General features: G+C 61.8%; 15 protein-coding genes. 7 read left to right on the top strand and 8 right to left on the bottom strand.

Translation table 11 applies throughout. The features are described from left to right. Positions 1-112 precede the first annotated feature (112 nt). The 4 genes from F7R20_RS26290 to F7R20_RS26275 all read left to right on the top strand — a co-directional run bounded on the left by F7R20_RS26290 (position 113) and on the right by F7R20_RS26275 (position 3,413). Complete coding sequence (locus tag F7R20_RS26290) at positions 113-1,195, top strand: bifunctional transcriptional activator/DNA repair enzyme AdaA (protein ID WP_003202763.1); 1,083 nt, start codon at positions 113-115, stop codon at positions 1,193-1,195. Positions 1,196-1,218: 23 nt separating this feature from the next. Continuing rightward, the gene (locus tag F7R20_RS26285) at positions 1,219-1,836 is read left to right on the top strand and encodes a DNA-3-methyladenine glycosylase family protein (protein WP_003202765.1); all 618 of its coding nucleotides are present in this window, start codon (positions 1,219-1,221) and stop codon (positions 1,834-1,836) included. Positions 1,837-2,034: 198 nt separating this feature from the next. Then, the gene (locus F7R20_RS26280; RefSeq protein WP_003202768.1) at positions 2,035-2,523 is read left to right on the top strand and encodes a GFA family protein; all 489 of its coding nucleotides are present in this window, start codon (positions 2,035-2,037) and stop codon (positions 2,521-2,523) included. Positions 2,524-2,624: 101 nt separating this feature from the next. Beyond that, positions 2,625-3,413, top strand: coding sequence for a MipA/OmpV family protein (locus tag F7R20_RS26275; protein ID WP_027911841.1), 789 nt, complete (start codon positions 2,625-2,627; stop codon positions 3,411-3,413). Between the two features lie 30 nt (positions 3,414-3,443). Here the strand turns inward: F7R20_RS26275 and F7R20_RS26270 are convergent, their stop codons facing one another. The 3 genes from F7R20_RS26270 to miaE all read right to left on the bottom strand — a co-directional run bounded on the left by F7R20_RS26270 (position 3,444) and on the right by miaE (position 6,187). Next, complete coding sequence (locus F7R20_RS26270) at positions 3,444-4,730, bottom strand: ATP-binding protein (RefSeq protein WP_003202772.1); 1,287 nt, start codon at positions 4,728-4,730, stop codon at positions 3,444-3,446. Then, positions 4,731-5,438 (bottom strand): winged helix-turn-helix domain-containing protein, encoded by a 708-nt coding sequence (locus F7R20_RS26265; protein WP_003202775.1) that lies wholly within the window; start codon positions 5,436-5,438, stop codon positions 4,731-4,733. Positions 5,439-5,578: 140 nt separating this feature from the next. Then, entirely contained in the window at positions 5,579-6,187 is a 609-nt protein-coding gene (gene miaE, locus F7R20_RS26260; protein WP_003202777.1) for a tRNA-(ms[2]io[6]A)-hydroxylase, read from the bottom strand. Between the two features lie 178 nt (positions 6,188-6,365). Here miaE and F7R20_RS26255 point away from each other — a divergent pair, with 178 nt between their 5' ends. Next, positions 6,366-7,229 (top strand): universal stress protein, encoded by an 864-nt coding sequence (locus F7R20_RS26255; RefSeq protein WP_003202779.1) that lies wholly within the window; start codon positions 6,366-6,368, stop codon positions 7,227-7,229. A gap of 163 nt (positions 7,230-7,392) precedes the next feature. On the opposite strand, the gene F7R20_RS26250 is transcribed toward F7R20_RS26255, so the two are convergent. Then, complete coding sequence (locus F7R20_RS26250) at positions 7,393-7,863, bottom strand: DUF1289 domain-containing protein (RefSeq protein ID WP_003202781.1); 471 nt, start codon at positions 7,861-7,863, stop codon at positions 7,393-7,395. Between the two features lie 408 nt (positions 7,864-8,271). On the opposite strand from F7R20_RS26250, the gene acnB reads away from it, so the two are divergent. After that, complete coding sequence (gene acnB, locus F7R20_RS26245; RefSeq protein WP_003202783.1) at positions 8,272-10,881, top strand: bifunctional aconitate hydratase 2/2-methylisocitrate dehydratase; 2,610 nt, start codon at positions 8,272-8,274, stop codon at positions 10,879-10,881. 151 nt (positions 10,882-11,032) lie between these two features. Here acnB and F7R20_RS26240 read toward each other — a convergent pair whose 3' ends face one another. Further along, positions 11,033-12,313, bottom strand: coding sequence for a serine/threonine transporter (locus tag F7R20_RS26240; RefSeq protein ID WP_003202785.1), 1,281 nt, complete (start codon positions 12,311-12,313; stop codon positions 11,033-11,035). 714 nt (positions 12,314-13,027) lie between these two features. On the opposite strand from F7R20_RS26240, the gene F7R20_RS26235 reads away from it, so the two are divergent. Further along, positions 13,028-13,981: a 2-hydroxyacid dehydrogenase gene (locus F7R20_RS26235; protein ID WP_003202786.1), complete on the top strand. Its 954-nt coding sequence runs from the start codon at positions 13,028-13,030 to the stop codon at positions 13,979-13,981. On the opposite strand, the gene tssA is transcribed toward F7R20_RS26235, so the two are convergent. Genes tssA through F7R20_RS26220 form a run of 3 tightly spaced genes read right to left on the bottom strand, consistent with a single transcriptional unit; the run spans position 13,978 to position 19,639 of the window. Next, positions 13,978-15,060, bottom strand: coding sequence for a type VI secretion system protein TssA (gene tssA, locus F7R20_RS26230; protein WP_003202788.1), 1,083 nt, complete (start codon positions 15,058-15,060; stop codon positions 13,978-13,980). The two genes, F7R20_RS26235 and tssA, sit on opposite strands and share 4 nt — an antisense overlap. Beyond that, complete coding sequence (locus tag F7R20_RS26225) at positions 15,057-18,881, bottom strand: type VI secretion system protein (protein WP_003202790.1); 3,825 nt, start codon at positions 18,879-18,881, stop codon at positions 15,057-15,059. Before F7R20_RS26225 ends, tssA begins: the two co-directional genes overlap by 4 nt. Continuing rightward, positions 18,878-19,639 carry a DotU family type IV/VI secretion system protein gene (locus F7R20_RS26220; RefSeq protein ID WP_003202792.1) on the bottom strand — a complete coding sequence of 254 codons (762 nt, stop codon included), beginning with the start codon at positions 19,637-19,639 and terminating at the stop codon, positions 18,878-18,880. The genes F7R20_RS26225 and F7R20_RS26220 overlap by 4 nt, the downstream gene beginning before the upstream one ends. Positions 19,640-19,642 lie beyond the last annotated feature (3 nt).

Here is a 19,642-nt window from a genome sequence, read left to right as displayed (position 1 = left end):
CCTTTAAGACTCGCAGGTTCAATTTTTGTTCGTGACCGTCCGACCAAGTGAACGGAATTCACTGTCGATTTTTCGGTGGAGTCGTTCCGGGCACGGTTCTATGCTCAGGCCCATGAACCTACACGACTCGCTGCTCCCGCCCCATGCCGAGATGGTCCGCGCCATGCTCGAACGAGACACCGCCTACGAGGGGGTGTTCTTCACTGCGGTCAAGACCACCGGTATTTTCTGTCGCCCCAGTTGCACCGCGCGCAAGCCGAAACCGGAGAACGTCGAGTTCTTCGCCCATGCCGACGAAGCCATGTCGGCCGGCTACCGGGCCTGCCTGCGCTGCAAGCCGCTGGACGCCGCCGCCATCGCGCCAGACTGGATCCAGGCCCTACTCAAGGCCGTGGACGCCGAACCCGACCTGCGCTGGACCGATGCCCTGCTGCTGGAACAAGGTATCGAGCCGCTGAAACTGCGCCGCTGGTTCAAGCAACATTTCGGCATGACCTTTCACGCCTACCTGCGCACCCGCCGCCTGGGCATTGCCCTGGGCGGCATCAAGGACGGCAGTTCCATCGACAATGCCGCGTTCGACTCCGGCTACGAGTCATTGAGCGGTTTTCGTGATGCCTTCGTGAAATCCTTCCACATCACGCCGGGCCGCGCAGCCCTCAGCGAACCTTTGTTGTTCACCCGCCTGACCACACCGCTGGGCCCCATGCTGGCCATGGCCGAACGACGAGGCCTGGTGCTGCTGGAGTTCCTCGACCGCCCGGCCCTGACCAAGGAACTGGAAGAGCTGCAGCAACGCTACGGCTACACGGTTGCGCCGGGGCACAACGCTCATTTGCAACAGATCGAAACCGAACTGGCCGATTATTTCGCCGGCAAGCTCACGGCATTCAACGTCCCGCTGCACATGCCCGGCAGCGCCTTCGCCGTACGGGTCTGGGCTGAACTGCAAAAGATCCCCTACGGCGAAACCCGCAGCTACGGCGGCATCGCCACGGCGCTGGGCAGCCCTGGCGCCAGCCGCGCCGTGGGCCTGGCCAACGGGCAGAATCGCTTGGCCATCGTCATTCCCTGCCACCGGGTGATCGGTGCGGATGGCTCGTTGACCGGCTATGGTGGCGGACAGCCGCGCAAGGCGTTTCTGCTACGGCTGGAGAAAGCCGCGGTGCAGGTTTCACTGCCCCTGGCGTTTTGAGCGCCCCGGAGAACGAATACCTGATGCCTGTGCCCTACCACGAGGCCAGTGCCGTGCTGGCAAGCCTCGACGAAGACTGGCGACGTCACGTCGAGGCGATCGGCCCTTGCCTGCTGCAACCCAAGCCGGCCCGTGACCCCTATGAAGCCCTGGTGCGGGCGATTGCCTACCAGCAACTGCACGCCAAGGCAGGCGATGCCATCCTCGGCCGGCTGCTGGCGTTGTTCCCGGCGCAGGCATTCCCCAATCCCGGGCAGATCCTGGCGACAGACGTTGCGCAGTTGCGCGGCTGTGGGTTTTCCGCGAGCAAGATCGCGACGATCCAGGGCATCGCCCAGGCAACGCTGGACGCCATCGTGCCGGATTACGCCACTGCGCGGGCGATGGAGGATGAAGCGTTGATCGAGCGCCTGGTCAGCTTGCGCGGCGTCGGGCGCTGGACCGTGGAGATGCTGCTGATCTACAGCCTGGAACGGCCGGACATCCTGCCAGCCGATGACTTTGGCGTACGTGAAGGTTATCGACGGCTCAAGGGGTTGGAGCAACAGCCCAGCCGCAAGCGGATGGTTGAGATCGGCCTGGCCTGGAGCCCTTATCGGACGGTGGCGGCGTGGTATTTGTGGCGGGTGCCCGGTCGCTAGACCGTGTCATCGTTCATCGCGAGCAAGCTCGCTCCCACAGTTGATCTTCAGTGTCCACAAATTGTATCTACACAGAAAATCCCCTGTGGGAGCGGGCTTGCTCGCGAAGGCGGTCGCATGGTCACCTTCAATCCAACTGTCAAGACGCAAACTGTCTAGGCTGTACTGAGTCATTTCCAATCCCACTGGAGGTTCCCCATGCAGCTAGAAGGATCCTGCCACTGCGGCGCGGTGTCGTTCACCCTCGACAGTGCTCACCCCTACCCCTATCAGCGCTGCTACTGCTCGATCTGCCGCAAGACCCAGGGCGGCGGCGGTTTTGCGATCAACCTGGGGGGCGATGCCCAGAGCCTGAAGGTGCGCGGTCGCAAGCACATCTCGATCTACCACGCACGACTCAAGGACGAAGGCGATCTACGCGCCCACCGCAGCAGCGCCGAACGGCATTTCTGTTCCTTGTGCGGTTCGGGGTTATGGCTGTTCAGTCCTGAATGGCCGGAGCTGATTCACCCCTTCGCCTCGGCCATCGACACACCGCTACCGGTGCCGCCGGAGCACACCCACCTGATGCTGGGTTCCAAGGCGCCGTGGGTGGAAGTCGAGGCGCATCCGGGCGACCAGCAGTTCGAGGTCTATCCCCAAGAGTCGATTGCCCAGTGGCATGAACGCCTGGATTTGAGTCGTTAGGTTGCTTCACACTCTTTGACAATTTCCCGACAAAACTGTCAAAGATTGCCCGCCGGCAACTGCCTAGCATGGGCGCATCCAACTTCCATCCGGGTGCTCCCATGTTCCGTTCGCTGTGTCTGTCGTTGACTTCATGCGGCCTGCTTCTGCTCTGCGACTCATCGCAGGCCGACGATTGGCGTTACAGCTTGCGGGCCGGCGCAGCCAGCGTGCCACGTTACAGCGGCAGTGACGAAAGGACCGTAGCACCCGCGTTGGGTGCGAAGATCGTCAGCCCCTATGGCGTTTTTCTCGATACCGACAAGGGCGTGGGCTGGGCGTTTGACGAAGAGGACTTCGGTTTGCGCGTGTACATCGGTGCCAGCGATGTGCGCAAGGATCGCAAGCACGGGTTCAAAGGCTCGGATGAACTCAACGGCATGGGCTCGATCAAGTCCCGGCCGGTGCTGGGGTTGGATGGGACCTATCAAATGGGGCCGATCGTCCTTGAGGCCAGCTTCGAACATGCGCTGGAAGAAGATGACGACAACCGTGATACCGGCTCCGCCTGGAACCGGCTAAAACTGAGCCTCAGCATGCCGTTTTACGAGGGTAGCCATGGCAAGCTCATGGGCAGCCTCAACAGTCAATTCGGCGACGGCGACTATGTCCGTACCTGGTATGGCGTCAGCGCCGCCCAGGCTTCGCGCAGTCAGTTCCGGGCCCACGACACCCATGGCGGGCTGGTGAGTCGCGGGGCGGATTTGACCTGGTCACTGCCGCTCGACGAACAGTGGAGCGTATCGACGGTGCTGGCCGTGCAGTACCTGGCCGGCGACGCAGCCCGCAGTCCGATTGTGGAGCGGCGGATGCAAGCGTCGTTGGTTGGGCAGGTGGTTTATGCCTTCTGAAGAGAAGGCTCCCTCGCGAATGCGCCCGATCTAATCAAGGTGCGCCCAGGTCATGCGAAACGATGCCCCGCCCCAGGGCGAGTCCGTTACTTCCACGTGCCCACGATGAGATTGCGACACCCGTCGCACCAGCGCCAGACCCAGGCCAAAACCTCCGGTACGACGGTCGCGGCTGGCGTCCAGGCGCGAGAACGGCTCAAAAATCTTCTCCCGCCCGTCCAGTGGCACGCCCGGCCCGTCGTCATTGACTCGCACCTCATAATGATCACCCGCGCGCGTCAATGACACCTGCACCCGCTCATCGGCGTAGCGAATGGCATTGCGCAGCAAATTGATCACCGCACGGGCCATGAAGCGTGGCTCGATACGGACCACCCCGACCGGACATTCGGCAATCAACAGCTGCACCCCGGCGGCTTCCGCCTCCAGCGCCACACTGCCCACCACGCTGTAGAGCCAATCGCGCGCCTGGATGTCCTCCCGGACAATCACCGTGGCGCCCTGCTCCAGGCTGGCATATGTCAGCAACTCGGAAACCATTTCTTCCAGTTCGCCGAGATCGGCGTACATGTCGTCAATCAACTCGCGGTTCTGGCTAGGATCGGGCTGCTGCTTGAGTTGATCCAGTTCAAACGACAAGCGTGCGATGGGCGTTCGCAACTCGTGGGAAACCGCATTGGTGAGCTCGCGCTGATTGGCGATCAGGCCCTCGATGCGCGCAGCCATCAAATTGAAATGTTCGGCCAGGTCGCGAATGTTCGAACGCTTGGACAACTGAATACGCACCGACAGATCGTTGCCACCAAAGCGCTCGGCCGCCAGGCGCAGCTTCTCCAGGTCGCGCCAGTGAGGTCGCACCCAGAAAAACAGCACGAAACCGATCATGATCGCGATCATCATGTAGGCCACGGTGATATAGAACGGCATCAGGCTCGGCTCTGCCGGCAGCTTGATGCTCAGTAGCTGCGAACCGTCGTCAATGCGCGAGATGAACTGTGTGTACTGGTCACGCATTACCAACAGCCCCTGGCTCAACTCGGCTTTCTCCTGGGTGCTCAAGGACAGTTGATCGCGCTCGACCAAGGCCAGGTCCAAGCCGTAGTGAGGCCGCACGGTTTCCAATTGTCGCTCCCGGGCCGAATCGTCCAGGCCACGCAGTTGCTCGACCAACGACCAGGCCTGACCACGCACCGCCTCTTGGTTGTAATGCTGCATCTCACCGTCAAGAAGCGCATCGAAGGTGCGATCGACCGTTTGCAACGCCAGCACCAAGCCAATCGTCATGACCAGGAAAAGTCCCAGGAATAACCGCAGCATCTACAGCTCCCACCCAAACGGATTGAACAGGTAACCCTTGCCCCAGACAGTCTTGATCCGCATCGGCTCCCGGGGATTGTCGTTGAGCTTGGCCCGCAGCTTGCTGACATAGACATCGACGCCACGATTGAGACCGTCGAAGGCAATGCCACGCATGCGGTTGAGAATGTCATCGCGCGACAGGATCTTGCCTGCCGCGCTTGCCAGCAGCCACAGCAGCTCGAACTCCATGGTGGTCAGCTCGACCAGGTCACCGGCCAGTCGCACCTCCCGACTGCTGCGGTCGATGGACAATCGTCCGAACTCATGGGCACCGCGCACGTTGATGTCTGGCACTTGCCGACGTTGCAGCGCCCGCAGGCGAGCCAGGAGTACCGCAGGCTTGATGGGTTTGATCACGTAGTCGTCGGCACCGGATTCCAGGCCGAGGATATGGTCCACGTCATCTTCCTTGGCCGTCAGGATCACGATCGGGGTATCAGCGACGTTGCGGATCCCGCGGCACACCTGCAACCCACTCTGCCCCGGCAGCATCAAATCGAGCACCACCACTTTCGGCTCGAATGCCAGAAACGCCGCCAGCGCCAGGTCGCCTCGGTGCTCTATACGCACCTCGAAGCCATGCTGAGAAAGAAAGTGCGCGATCAACCCGGCGAGCCTTTCGTCATCCTCCACCAGCAACACTTTGCCCGAACCCAGGTTATCCATAACAACCGCCTGCCAACCCATGATTGAAGTGGCCGCATTATGGCGCCAACCGACCACGGGGCGGGTAATGCAGACAGCAAAAACCGGCCTCATGGGCCGGTTTTCAACGAAGTTTCATGTTTTTAAGAGTTTTTAACAATTCAGGCCGGCATCGGCACACCGCTGTGGAAACGAAACTCCACATCCGGCGATTCGATCAACTCCCGCTCGGCTTCACGGACCTTGTCGATCACTTGGGCAATGTCCTTGGCGTCGCCGTACTGGTAAGCCAGTTTCAGGTAACCCTGGAAATGTCGGGCTTCGCTTTTCAGCAAGCCGAAATAGAACTTGCCCAGTTCCTCGTCCAGGTGCGGCACCAAGGCCTCGAAACGCTCGCAGCTGCGGGCTTCGATGAAGGCGCCGACCACCAGGGTGTCCACCAGCTTGACCGGTTCGTGGCTGCGTACCACCTTGCGCAACCCCGAGGCATAACGCCCGGCGGAGAGCTGGCGCAAGCCGATCTTGCGCTTTTTCATCAAGCGCATGACCTGCTCGTGATGCACCAGCTCTTCCCGGGCCAGGCGCGACATCAGATTGATCAGATCGACGTGGGAATGGTATTTGGCGATCAGGCTCAGGGCGGTGCTGGCCGCCTTGAATTCGCAGTTCTTGTGGTCGATCAGCATCGTTTCCTGGTCAGCCAGCGCGGCCTGGACCCAGGCATCGGGGGTGCGGCAACCAAGGAATTCGTGAATTTCGGGAAGATTCATGGGGCTCACGGGAAAAGGTAGTCGAGCGAAGGGCGCCGATTATACCGGCCTGCCCCCAGACCACCAGCCACCGCCGTTGATATGCATCAAGTCGAAGACTCATCCACAACAACTAGACTGCCCCACAACAACTATAGTTGAGCAAAACCAGCCTTTTCATTGCAGGAGAACGCCGATCATGCAAGCCATTCGCAGCATCCTGGTGGTTATTGAGCCCGAACATTCGGAAAGCCTGGCGCTCAAGCGCGCCAAACTGATCGCCGGAGTGACCCAGGCCCACCTGCATCTGCTGGTGTGCGACAAAAAGCATGACCATGCCGGCCTGCTCAGCGTGCTGAAGGCCGCACTGCTGGCCGACGGCTACAGCGTCACCACCGAGCAGGCCTGGAACGAAAGCCTCCACGAAACCATCATCGACGTGCAGCAGGCGGAAGGATGCGGGCTGGTGATCAAGCAGCACTTCCCCGACAGCCCGCTGAAAAAAGCCCTGCTGACCCCGGCAGACTGGAAGCTGCTACGCCATTGCCCGACGCCGGTGCTGCTGGTGAAAACCGCAGGTTCCTGGAAAGACAAGGTGATCCTGGCCGCCGTCGACGTTGGCAATGCCGATGGCGAGCATCGCCACTTGCACTCCACCATCATCGATCATGGCTATGACATCGCCCTCCTCGCCAAGGCGCACCTGCATGTGATCAGCGCCCACCCCTCGCCGATGCTCTCGTCCGCCGACCCGACGTTCCAGCTCAAGGAAACCATCGAGGCCAAGTACCGTGAACAATGCCGGGCGTTCCAGGCCGAATTCGACATCGATGACCAGCACCTGCACATCGAAGAAGGTCCGGCGGACGTACTGATCCCGTTCATGGCGCGCAAGCTGCAGGCGGCAGTGACGGTGATCGGCACCGTGGCCCGCTCGGGGTTGTCCGGGGTCTTGATCGGCAACACCGCCGAAGCTGTGCTCGATACGCTGGAAAGCGATGTGCTGGTGCTCAAGCCGCAGGAGGTCGAGGACCATCTGGTGGAGTTGGCGGTCAAGGACTGACACGTCAACCTGTGGCGAGGGGATTTATCTGTGGGAGCAAGGCTTGCCCGCGATAAAAACGACGCGGTCTCTCTGGAACCGAGGCGCCTGCATCGCGAGCAAGCTTTGCTCCCACAGCGGGGCGGTGCGACGTTTCGCTAAATCCCCTCGCCACAAAAAGCTGTCAGCCGCCAATCGCATCCTTCAGGAACCCCGGCGCGATATAACGCTGGTAATGGGCTTCGGACAGAAGGAAAAACTCCCGATCAATGGCATCGCGCAGGTCCGGCAGATCCCAGTCGCGAAACTCCGGCATCAGCACCATGCCGTAGGCCTCCAGATTGTTGATCACCCGTGCGCCCCGGGCGATCAACTGGTAGGCCCAGCAATATTCCGACTGGTGCGGCACAAAGCGGATCTTGCGCGACTCCAGTTGCTGGCGCAGCAATACCGGGTCGAAAACCTCCAGCTTGGCCACCATCACCTGCACCAACAGCTGCTCGAGCCGCATCCACACCGCGCGCTTTTCGTCCTCGTTGTAGCCGTTCCAGTGAATCACTTCATGGTGGAACCGCTTGCAGCCACGGCACACCAGGTCACCGTAGACAGTGGAGCAAAGGCCGACGCAGGGGGTCTTGATGAGCTGGTTGGGCATAAGGAAACGCACACGCAAAAACAGGACAGGCCGGCATGTTAGCCCTTTGTCTAAGATTGATCACCCCTCAAACTTCCAGGCCCAACTTACCTTTAATTTTTTTTTCCCGTAGAATCAGCCAGCCTTTTAAGGCGCCAATGTCCGTTAGAAGCTGTTTTCAAAGCGTCACGAGCACAGTCGTTCCTTCAGAGCGGTGTTGGCGAAGGGTCTTTCCAGCGGGGAAAGCCCAACGCCAACCCTCATCAGCTCCCCGTTCTGCAGGCGTAAAACTTTGAAAGCAGCTTCTGTGAGGAACGTGCGGAAACTCTGGCGTGGTGGCTCAAAAAGCCGCCAACGCGCATGAGTACCGTGGGTTCCTGGATGAGCGTCCCGGACACCCATTTGGGACCACTGATGAGGGTAATAACTGTGCTTGAAGCCTACCGCAAACATATCGAAGAGCGCGCAGCCCTGGGTATCGTTCCCCAGCCGCTTAACGCCGAACAAACCGCAGGCCTGATCGAGCTGCTGAAAAATCCTCCGGCTGGCGAAGAAGCTTTCCTCGTTGACCTGATCACCAATCGCGTTCCGCCTGGAGTCGACGAGGCTGCCTACGTCAAGGCTGGCTTCCTGTCCGCCCTCGCCAAGGGCCAGGCCCAATCCCCTCTGCTGGACAAGAAGCGTGCCGTTGAACTGCTCGGCACCATGCAGGGCGGCTACAACATCGTGACCCTGGTGGAGCTGCTGGACGACGCCGAGCTGGCGCCGGTAGCCGCCGAAGAACTCAAGCACACCCTGCTGATGTTCGATGCCTTCCACGACGTGGCTGAAAAAGCCAAGAATGGCAACGTTCACGCCAAAGCCGTGCTGCAATCCTGGGCTGACGGCGAGTGGTTCAAGAAGCGCCCGGTGCTGGCCGACAAGATCAGCCTGCGCGTGTTCAAGGTAACCGGCGAAACCAACACCGACGACCTGTCCCCAGCTCCAGACGCCTGGTCGCGTCCTGACATCCCGCTGCACGCCCTGGCCATGCTGAAAATGGCCCGTGACGGCATCGTTCCGGACGAGCAAGGCAAGACCGGCCCGATGAAGCAGATCGAAGAAATGCGCGGCCAAGGCTTCCCGATCGCCTACGTCGGTGACGTGGTCGGTACCGGTTCCTCGCGTAAATCGGCGACCAACTCGGTGCTGTGGTTCTTCGGCGACGACATTCCTTATGTGCCGAACAAGCGTGCCGGCGGCTTCTGCTTCGGCAGCAAAATCGCTCCGATCTTCTACAACACCATGGAAGATGCCGGCGCACTGCCAATCGAGTTCGACGTTTCGAACATGAACATGGGCGACGTGATCGACCTGTACCCGCATGCCGGCAAAGTCTGCAAGCACGGTACCGACGAAGTCATCACCACCTTCGAAATGAAGACCCCTGTGCTGTTGGACGAAGTCCGTGCCGGCGGTCGTATTCCGCTGATCATTGGCCGTGGCCTGACCGAGAAGGCTCGCGCCGAGCTGGGTCTGCCGCCGTTCGACCTGTTCAAGAAGCCTGAAGCCCCAGCTGAAAGCACCAAGGGTTTCACCCTGGCGCAGAAGATGGTCGGCAAGGCTTGCGGTCTGGCAGAAGGCCAAGGTGTACGTCCTGGTACCTACTGCGAACCGAAAATGACCACCGTGGGCTCCCAGGACACCACCGGTCCAATGACCCGTGACGAACTGAAGGACCTGGCGTGCCTGGGCTTCTCGGCTGACCTGGTGATGCAGTCCTTCTGCCACACCGCGGCCTATCCAAAGCCGATCGACGTCACCACCCACCACACCCTGCCTGACTTCATCATGACCCGCGGCGGCGTTTCCCTGCGTCCGGGCGACGGCATCATCCACTCGTGGCTGAACCGCATGCTTCTGCCAGACACCGTGGGCACCGGTGGCGACTCGCACACCCGTTTCCCGATGGGCATCTCGTTCCCAGCCGGTTCCGGCCTGGTCGCGTTCGCCGCAGCCACCGGCGTCATGCCGCTGGACATGCCGGAATCGATCCTGGTGCGCTTCAAGGGCAAAATGAAGCCTGGCATCACCCTGCGTGACCTGGTTCATGCCATTCCGTACTTCGCCATCCAGAACGGTCTGCTGACCGTCGAGAAGAAAGGCAAGAAAAACGCCTTCTCCGGCCGCATCCTGGAAATCGAAGGCCTGGAAGGCTTGACCCTGGAACAGGCTTTCGAATTGTCCGACGCCTCGGCCGAACGTTCGGCTGCCGGTTGCACCATCAAGCTGTCGAAAGAGTCGATCACCGAGTACCTGCAATCGAACATCACCCTGCTGCGCTGGATGATCGGTGAAGGCTACGGTGATGCACGTACCCTGGAACGTCGCGCCCAAGCGATGGAAGCCTGGATCGCCAACCCGCAACTGATGGAAGCCGATGCCGACGCCGAATACGCCGAAGTCATCGAAATCGACCTGGCCGACATCAGCGAGCCTGTGCTCTGCGCGCCGAACGATCCGGACGACGCCCGTCTGCTGTCCAGCGTTGCTGGCGAGAAGATCGACGAAGTGTTCATCGGTTCGTGCATGACCAACATCGGTCACTTCCGCGCTGCCGGTAAGCTGCTGGAGCAGGTCAAGGGCCAGCTGCCAACCCGTCTGTGGCTGTCGCCGCCGACCAAGATGGACGCTCACCAGCTCACCGAAGAAGGCTACTACGGCATCTACGGCAAGGCCGGTGCACGGATGGAAATGCCAGGCTGCTCGCTGTGCATGGGTAACCAGGCACGCGTCGAGCCGAACTCCACCGTGGTGTCGACTTCGACCCGTAACTTCCCGAACCGTCTGGGTGACGGCGCGAACGTCTACCTGGCTTCGGCCGAACTGGCGTCCGTTGCTTCGATCCTGGGTCGCCTGCCGACCGTCGAGGAGTACATGGAATACGCCGGCAAGATCGACAGCATGGCAGCGGACGTGTACCGCTACCTGAGCTTCGACCAGATCGCCGAGTTCCGTGAAGCGGCTGCAAACGCCAACATCCCGGTCGTTCAAGCCTAAAGCTTAAAACGCCCGACTGAAAACGCCGCCCTTCTTGCGAGGGGCGGCGTTTTTTTATGCCTGTCTATTTGAGGGGAAGTGCCTTTTTTTGGGGACATATCCGTTGCTGCGGTAACGGATATACACACCAACCTCGCCCTCCAATAAAGGCCTACGCCAAGAGGGAGTAAACCAACGCCGTAATCGCCACCAAACCCACCAACGTAACGAAGACATTCGAAGCCTGGCCGCGATAACGGGCCATGGCCGGAACTTTGCGAATGGCATACATCGGCATCAGAAACAGGATAGCCGCGATGACCGGCCCGCCCAAGGTTTCGATCATGCCCAGAATGCTCGGGTTGAGGGTCGCGACGACCCAGCACACCATCAGCATGAACGCGGCGGTGAGGCGATCCAGGGTCTTGGGCGCCGGGCGCCGGCCGCTCTTGACGATCAGGCCCTTGAGGCCTTCGCTGGCGCCGATGTAGTGCCCCAGGAACGACTTGGAGATGGCGACAAACGCAATCAACGGCGCGGCAAAGGCGATGGTCGGGTTGCTGAAGTGGTTGGCCAGGTACGACAGGATCGACAAGTTCTGCGCCTTGGCTTCGGCCAGTTGCGCCGGGCTCAGGGTCAGCACGCAGCTGAACACGAAGAACAGCACCATTACCACCATCAGCACATGGGCACGCGACAGGATCTGCGAACTGCGCTCCTCGGCGTTGGCACCGTAGCGACGTTTCTGGTCCACCGCAAAAGCCGAGATGATCGGTGAATGGTTGAACGAGAACACCATCACCGGGATCGCCAGCCACAAGGTATGCAGCAGCGCCGAAGCCTCAGGCGGCGTGGACGCCGTGGTCAGGATACCGCCGCTCCAGTGGGGAATCAGGAACACCGCCAGGAACAGCAGCGCAACGATGAACGGGTAGACCATCAGGCTCATGGCCTTGACGATCGCCTGCTCGCCACAACGGACCACCGCCAGCAGGCCCAGGATCAGCACCAGGGACAGCACCACCCGAGGAGGCGGCTGGATATGCAACTGATGCTCCAGGAAACTGCCCACCGTGTTGGTCAACGCCACGCTGTAGATCAACAGGATCGGGAAAATGGCAAAGAAGTACAAAAGCGTGATCAGCGCACCGGCCTTGAGGCCGAAATGTTCTTCCACCACCTCGGTGATGTCCGCGCCGTCGCGACCGGATAACACGAAACGGGTCAGGCCCCGGTGGGCATAGAACGTCATGGGGAACGCCAGCACCGCCAGGATCAGCAACGGCCAGAAGCCGCCCAGGCCCGCATTGATGGGTAAAAACAGAGTACCTGCACCGATGGCGGTGCCAAACAGGCCCAGCATCCACGTGGTGTCCTGGCGACTCCATTGGCTGAGGGTGGCTGGGACTGTCGTTTCAAAGCGCTCTTCGACGCTATTGGCCTGATCATTCATCCGGGCGGATCTCCGTATTCCGGTCACATGCACCCGGCCGGGACGAGTCGGAAAAACCCGACAGGCAGCGCCCTGGCCGAAACAGGGGCGCGATTGTCCGGGATTAGTGAGCAGAAGCAAAGGCTTAGCTGAGGAGCGGTTATGCGTATCAGATCGCTGCCATAGAATTATCCCTGCATTCCCTGTGGGAGCGAGCTTGCTCGCGATAGCTGTGTGTCCGCTTGCACCAGCACTGAATGTACCGCCGCCTTCGCGAGCAAGCTCGCTCCCACAATTGGATCGGGGTACAACCGGAGAGACAGGCCGGCTGTCAGGCCGCCTCGCGAGCAAGCTTTGCTCCCACAGGTCCTGCTCAAACAGATCTGATGGGTGTACGACCGGGAGAGTCAGGTCGGCTACTAGGCGGCCTCGGCGTGGACGTTGATCTCGGCGCCCCGTTAACCACGATGGCCGAAGTGAGGGCACATCGAGCCTAGGCGAGGTGCCGAGTGGTGGGGCATGAGCGTTTTGCTTACTTTTGACTGGGCCGGCTTCCGGGCTTTTCGAAAGTGACCCGCCGTCAGGGCGGAACCCTAAGCAGCCGTGACCGCAGCAATGGATATGTACCCTGCAAACAAAATCCGAAATGCACATAAAAAGCCAAGCCCCCCTGCCCCCGGCTCCTACAATCAGGTTGAATACTTGAAATCGCCCCAGCACCCACAGGAGCCCAGCATGACCGCAACCGTTCTGGTACTGGTTGAAACCGTCAATGATTACCTGCCGATCCTCGAGAAGCAGGGTTACCACCTGGAATTGGCGCCCACGCCTGCCGAACGCAAGACGGCGATTTTCGAACACGGTGAACGCTTCAGCGCAGTGCTGACCCGCGGCCCCCTGGGCCTGACGGAGGAAGAGATCGCCGCCCTGCCCAACCTGAAAATCATCTGCGTGATCGGTGCCGGTTACGAACAAGTCGACCTGCAGGCCGCGCGCCATCGGGGCATCGTGGTCACCAACGGCGCCGGGGTCAACGCGTCGTCGGTGGCTGACCATGCCATGGCGCTGTTGCTGGCGTTGGTGCGCGACATACCCCATTCCGATGCCGCCCTGCGCCGGGGCGAATGGCCAAGGGTTGCGCGTCCTTCCCTGGCGGGTAAGCGGCTGGGCGTGTTGGGCCTTGGCGCGGTGGGCATGGCGATCGCCAAACGGGCCGCCCTGGGCTTTGACATGAGTATCAGCTATCACAATCGTCGGGTGCGCAATGACGTGCCCTACACCTTCTGCGCCACTCCCACTGAACTGGCACGGGTTTCGGACTTCCTGATCGTCGCCACGCCAGGCGGCCTGGATACCCGGCAATTGATCAACAAGCAGACCCTCGATGCGCTCGGCCCAAAAGGGTTTCTGGTGAACGTCGCCAGGGCCAGCGTGGTTGCCACCGCCGATCTGATCAGCGCCCTGGAGCACCGGCGAATCGCCGGAGCGGCCCTGGATGTGTTCGATCACGAGCCCGAGGTGCCGCAGGCGCTGAAAAACCTGCCCAACGTCGTCCTCACCCCCCACGTGGCCGGCCTGTCGCCGGAAGCGACCCGCGCAATGGTAGAGCTGGTGGGCCAGAACCTGACCGCGTTCTTTTCCGGCAAACCGGTGTTGACGCCAGTGCCGTGGCCCGACGAGGAGCGTTAGAGAACGCCCAATAACGTCCACAAGCGCCGGGACTCGGCATCGGCACTGATCAGTTCCCCCAGCAACTCACTCAACGGCTTGTTGCCCCACTCCACGCCGCGTCGGATCAGGTAGGGCACCGGGCTGTGGGGTTCGGTACGGGCCAGGTAACCGGCGATGACCAGTAGCTGTCGGTAGGCCTCTTCACGATTGGCCGGTTCCTGGAAGACCTGGGCTGGAGCCGCCTGCGGCTGGGACGTCGACGTCGTGGATGCCGGGGACGTTTGCACCGGCGCGACGGTGGGTTGCTGTGGGTGCATCGCGATGAACTCCTCTACCAGTGTCAGCAAGGCCTGCATCACGTCCTGCAGGGATTTGTAGCCCGGGGCCAGGTTGCCCAGGTAAGCGTCGCTCCAGGCTTCGAGCCGTTGCAGGTGTTGCAGGCTCAACATCAGGCTGCCTTGGCGGTGCAACCAGAACGACAAGGGTGTGTTGCGAATCAGTTCGCCGAGTTTCTTTTGATCGTTGCGCGCCGCTTCGGCCGAGGCCTTGGCGTTCTTGCTGTCGTTGACCAACACTTGCTGGCGCTGCAAGCGTTGCCAGTCGTCCAGGGAGAAAGCGGCGAAGGCCTGCTCCCGGCCGTCGAACAACGGCACCCGCGTCAGCAGCACTTCGCTGTAGCGCCGGGCCAGCCACTCCAGCGGGATCACCCGCCACGACTGGTCGCCGTCCTCGGCCTGGGGGTGCAACTGCTCCGGATAGCGCTCACACAGCCCCGCCACCAGCGCCAGGCTACCCGGCAACCCCTCCAGCCCGGCCATATGCAGCCAGGCCTCCCCCAGCCAGGCGCTGATCATCAGGTCCTTGCTGCGCTCAAGCAGCAACGTGGTCGCAAGCCGTTCCAGGTCTGGCCACAGGGCGCGCTTGATCGAAGACTGCCACACGCCGGTGGGCAGGCTGGTGTCGTCTTCCCGGCGCAATTCGCGCAACTGGTCGTATTCCGGTTCGTAGCGCAGGTCCGGGCCACAGGGCGATTCGGCGCTGATCGGCTCGAGCAACTGGCTGACCAGCTCAGGCAAAGGCGATATCGGCAAGCTCACAGGCCCTCCTCACGGGTGGCGATGGCGGGGCTCGATGCGGTCGCCATGAAAGGTGAACGGGGCGCCCGCGTCGGCAGCGGTGGGATCGACAAAGGCAGCTTGGAGCCCTGGCTCATCAACGACAGGCGCATGAACATCAACGTTTGCTGCGCCGTGCTGGCCTGGGTCTGGGCGGTCACCGGCAGTTGCAGGGCCAGGGGAAAATCGGTGTAGTCTACATTTGGCTGGCGCTGGACCGACACCAGCGAGCGCATCAGGCGCAGCAACGACCAGGGCCCCTGGTACTCCCAACCGGCCTCCAGGTCGCGCACCACCAGGTTCGGTTGCAGCGGGTCGTTGGCCGGACGCTGATAACCGTTACGGGCCCAGCGCAAGGTCAGGCGTACGGGCTGGCCGACCATCCAGCGCAGGTTCTGCTGGCCGCCGCCGGGGTAGCTGATCTGTTGGTTGCCGGCGTCCAGGCTCCAGGCGATCACCTGGTCGGCGCCGCGCTCCTCATCGCGATCGGTACGCCAGCGCACGTCCATTTCCACCCCAAGAATGCCACTCTTGTCCCGCACGAACAGCGGCCCGAGCCAAGTACCGGCCTGTTTCAAACGGTTGAGGAAATCCTCGGCCGCCAGCCGCTCCGGCGTCTGGCTCAGCGTCAGTCCGGCCTGGGCCAGGGGCAGGCGTGTGTCAATCAGTTCCAGCAAACGCTGGACCCGCGCCGGGTCGGCATCGCTGGCCCGCACATCCTGAGAAAACGGAAAGCGCCCGGCCAGGTATTGATTGAAATAGTTGGCCACGTCATTCCAGGCCGTCGCCGCCTGGCTCTGTTGCAGGTACAGGCACCGTTGCAGGGCGCCCTGCTGCAACGCGACCGTGCGCAGGGCCAGGTCACCGCGACCACCGGGCAGGCTGGAGGTCTGCAAGATCTGCGCGCAGGAGGTGGTGTCCATGGCGATAAAGTCCCGACTCACCAATTGTTCCAGCTGAGCCGCCGAGCTGGCCGGGTTCTGGTTCTTGTACTTGAGCAATTCATCGTTGAGGGCCATGAAGCGTGCCACCTGGTCGTGCTCCAGGGCCGACAGGTTGTCCTGCTGGACAATCAACCATTCCAGCGCGGGCATTCGCTGCTCGGCGATCTGCAGCATCGCGCCGAATTGCTGGGCCAGGTTCAGCTTCAGGTCTTGTGGATCGCTGGCACCGTAGAGTTGCAAGCCGAAGTTTTTCGAGCCATCCCAACGCTGGACATCGGCCCGCTGGCTGAACAGCGGCTGGGCATCGATTTCGTCCAGGCCACTCTTGAGCTGCGCCAATGCCCGGCGATTGAGCAGACGTTGGAAACGGATCGCCAGGTCGCCACGGTGCACGTCCATAAAGGCCTTTTGCAGCGCAACGGCCTGGGTCGTTTGCACATTGAAGCCCATGCCGGGCAACGCCTCGTCGCTTTCATCCAGGCTCAACCACATGGCCCGGGCCGCGGCACCTTCAGCGGCCTGCATCAGCGCGTCACGGTAATCCGGCGGAATGCGCGGCATTTCTTCATTGGCATAGCTCTTGTAGCTGGCGAAGTAGTTCAGCGCGACGCTGAAATCATCGCTGCCATCGCCCTGGCCCATCGAATCGGGGTTGTTGCCCGACGGATCCTTCTGCATGGCCAGCGCCACGAAATCACGCTTGAACAAAGCCTGCACTGCACCGTCCAGCGCCGTGACATGGTCTTGCAAGACCAGAAGGCCACTGCCCTGTTGCACCAGCAGATTGTCCCGGGAGCCGGTCTGGACGATCCACTGGTCACGAAAGCTCTGCTGCAACTTCGCCGCCTGGCTCTCCAGGTCCTGCTCGATATCCGGCCCCAGCAAAGTACTGTGGCTGACCTTGTCCAGCATCTGGCTGTAGCCGGGGACCAGGTCCTGGCCCTTGCCCCGCCCCCAGGCCGAGTTGGTCAGGCTGACCAGGGTCTGCAAATCGTCGATCAGCGCCATCAGGTCTTCGAGTTCGCTCAAGGAGTTGCCGCCGCCGGCCTCCAGCCGTTGCAGGTGCAGTTTGAGGTAGCCGGCCTGGCGCACGAAGTTGTCCGCCAGGAAGTAATGGTCCAACCAGCGCTGCATCAGGCCGGTGAAGTTATCGGAGATCACCGGGCGCGCGGCGTTCAGGTCCAGCCCTTTCAAATCGCTGTTCTGGGCATCGAACAGCACCCGGTTATAGAACCGGGGCCGGCTCAAGGTGCCGGTGTTGAGCCCCAGGGACAAGGCGGTGTTGCTCAGTTGCACCAGTTCGTCCAGCGGTGCCTTGGGATCGTTCACCACCTGGCTGAACATCTGGTTGTGCTGTTCAAGGCGTACCGCCAGGTCCACCAGCGCCTTGGCCTTCACGTAGCTCTGCCATTGCGCCGGATCTTCGTTTTCCACATTGCCCCGCCGCTCGGTGTTGCGGATGGATTTGAGCTGTTCCAGGTCTGAATTGAGCAGGTCCCGCAGAGGCAATATCCAATGGTGCCGAGCAGTCAGGCGCAACCCATTCTCCAGCTGCGTGTCCACGGAAGAGAACCACGAAGTGGGAAAGACCACCGAGACAAAGCGCCAGCGCGGGGCCTTTTCCAACATGTTCCAATAGTTCTGCACGTTGTGCCGGGTCGGTTCCAGCTGCGGTTCGTCAGGATCGACCACGAGGTGATTCTTATGGGTGCTGAGGATCAACCGCGACAGCCCTTCGGCTTCTTCCACCGAATCGTGCCAGACCCAGACCATGCCACCCAACCAGACCAGGCCCACCACCAACGCCACCGCTCCGACCAGCCGATGCCCGCGCTGGCGCAGGCGCAACAGCCGCGGCACGGGCTGGGCCAGGCCACGCTCGGCCACCAGCCGTCGTGACCACAATTGACGGGCGAACACGGTTTGCCGCTGGGCACTGTCGGCGGCGGTCAAACCATCACCGCTGACAGCCGGCGCCTGGCTGGCAGTGAAATACACCCCGCGACAACGCGGCGCTTCGCCTTGGGCATTGCCCTGGAACACCGGCTCCAACAGGATCTGCAAGGCCCGTCGCAAGCCTTCGAAGCGCTCCGGCAACCCATACAGATCGCTGCCCAATTGCCCCGACAGCGCACCGATCTCGATGATCGATTGCGACAGCGCCGCGTTGACCTGGTCCAGGGCCTGGTCACTCCACTGCGACTGCCAGGCCGCATCCGGCAAATAGGGCGAGGACCAGCCCAGCATCGATTCACGCGCCTCGGCGGGCAGCGCGCTGACCAGTTCCTGGACCCCGGGCAGCTCTTCCATCCCGGTGATCACCACGTACACCGGCAGGCTGAGGCCGAATCGTTGCAACAGGTCGATAAAGCACCGCCGGACCTTGAGGCTCAGTTCGGTGGTGTGTTCGATGTCATCGAGGGTGCTGAACGGCACCGTCCAGATCACCGCATCCAATGGTCGCTTGCTGCGCAAGCGCAACATCAGCCCCAACAGGCGCCACCAATTACCCCGTTGCCGGTTCATGCCTTCATCGGGCAGGAACAACGCCTGGGGCACCACCAGCACCGAGCCCTCGGCATCGGAAAACCAGCGCCCGAACCAGGCGGCCTTGTCGGTCGGTTGCAAGCGCCACTGGGCGCACAGTTGGGCGCCGTCGCTTTCGTTACCGAGCATCATCAGCCAAGGCATCTGATAGCGGTCCCGGGTGCCCTGCTCCTGTTCCATGCGGCGCACCGCCCCATAGAAACTGCGGATCGCCGCTCCGCCTTGGGTCCGCAGCCACCAGATCAGGGCCGCGATCAACAGCACCACGACAATGGCGAGCACCACCAGGGCAACGATACTCAGGGTGCTCATGAGTCCTGCTCCTGAACCACCGACTCGTTCAGTTGCAGCACCGGTTCGAGCTCCAAACGAATGTCACGCCAGAACACCTGCCCCAGCCCGGTCAACAACAACACCATCGCCAGGATCGCCAGCCCCAGGCGAAAGCCGTCCGGCAGTGATTGCTGCACCGGCATGCGCACTGGCGGCGTCGCCGAAGACAGCGCCAGGCGCTGGCTGACATCGACATAATCGGGTTCGTGCTGCCAGGCAAACGTGAACAACGCCAGGCGCCATTTCTCATGCTGAACCTGGCCAGGCTCGCCGCGCAACCGGCCCTGGAACCCGAGGATCAGGCATTGCAGGTAGACATTCGCCAGGTCCCGGGTGCCGGGCATCTGCTCGTCCAGCAGTTTCTTGATCGCCGCCGGCAAGCGCTCGCCGGCCTGGCGACTGGCATACATGCGTGATTCGAGGGGGTGCTGCTGCCAGGCCAGTTGTCCGGGCCAGGGGCTGAACAGCAAGGTTTCGTCCACCAGCGCCACGAAGGCATAGACCAGCGACTTGACCTGCTCGGTAGCGGCATCGCCGACGGTGGCGAAGGCCACCCGCCACAGACGCTGGGCGCTGCGCCCGGAAAACTCCACCACCCGATTGACCAATGCCGCAGGGTCGCTGTCCTTGGGCAAGTCTTGCCATTCCTGGGACCACTTCAGCCAGGCCTGGCGAAAAGCGCTGCTCAGCGGCGCCTCATGCAGACTCCGAACCGCCCCGCCACTTCCATCAGGCATACG

Source organism: Pseudomonas brassicacearum subsp. brassicacearum, assembly GCF_008801605.1.
In the GTDB taxonomy this organism is placed as follows: Bacteria; Pseudomonadota; Gammaproteobacteria; order Pseudomonadales; family Pseudomonadaceae; genus Aquipseudomonas; species Aquipseudomonas brassicacearum.
Note: the sequence above shows the minus strand (reverse complement) of the source record. Positions and strands in the feature narration are given on the sequence as shown.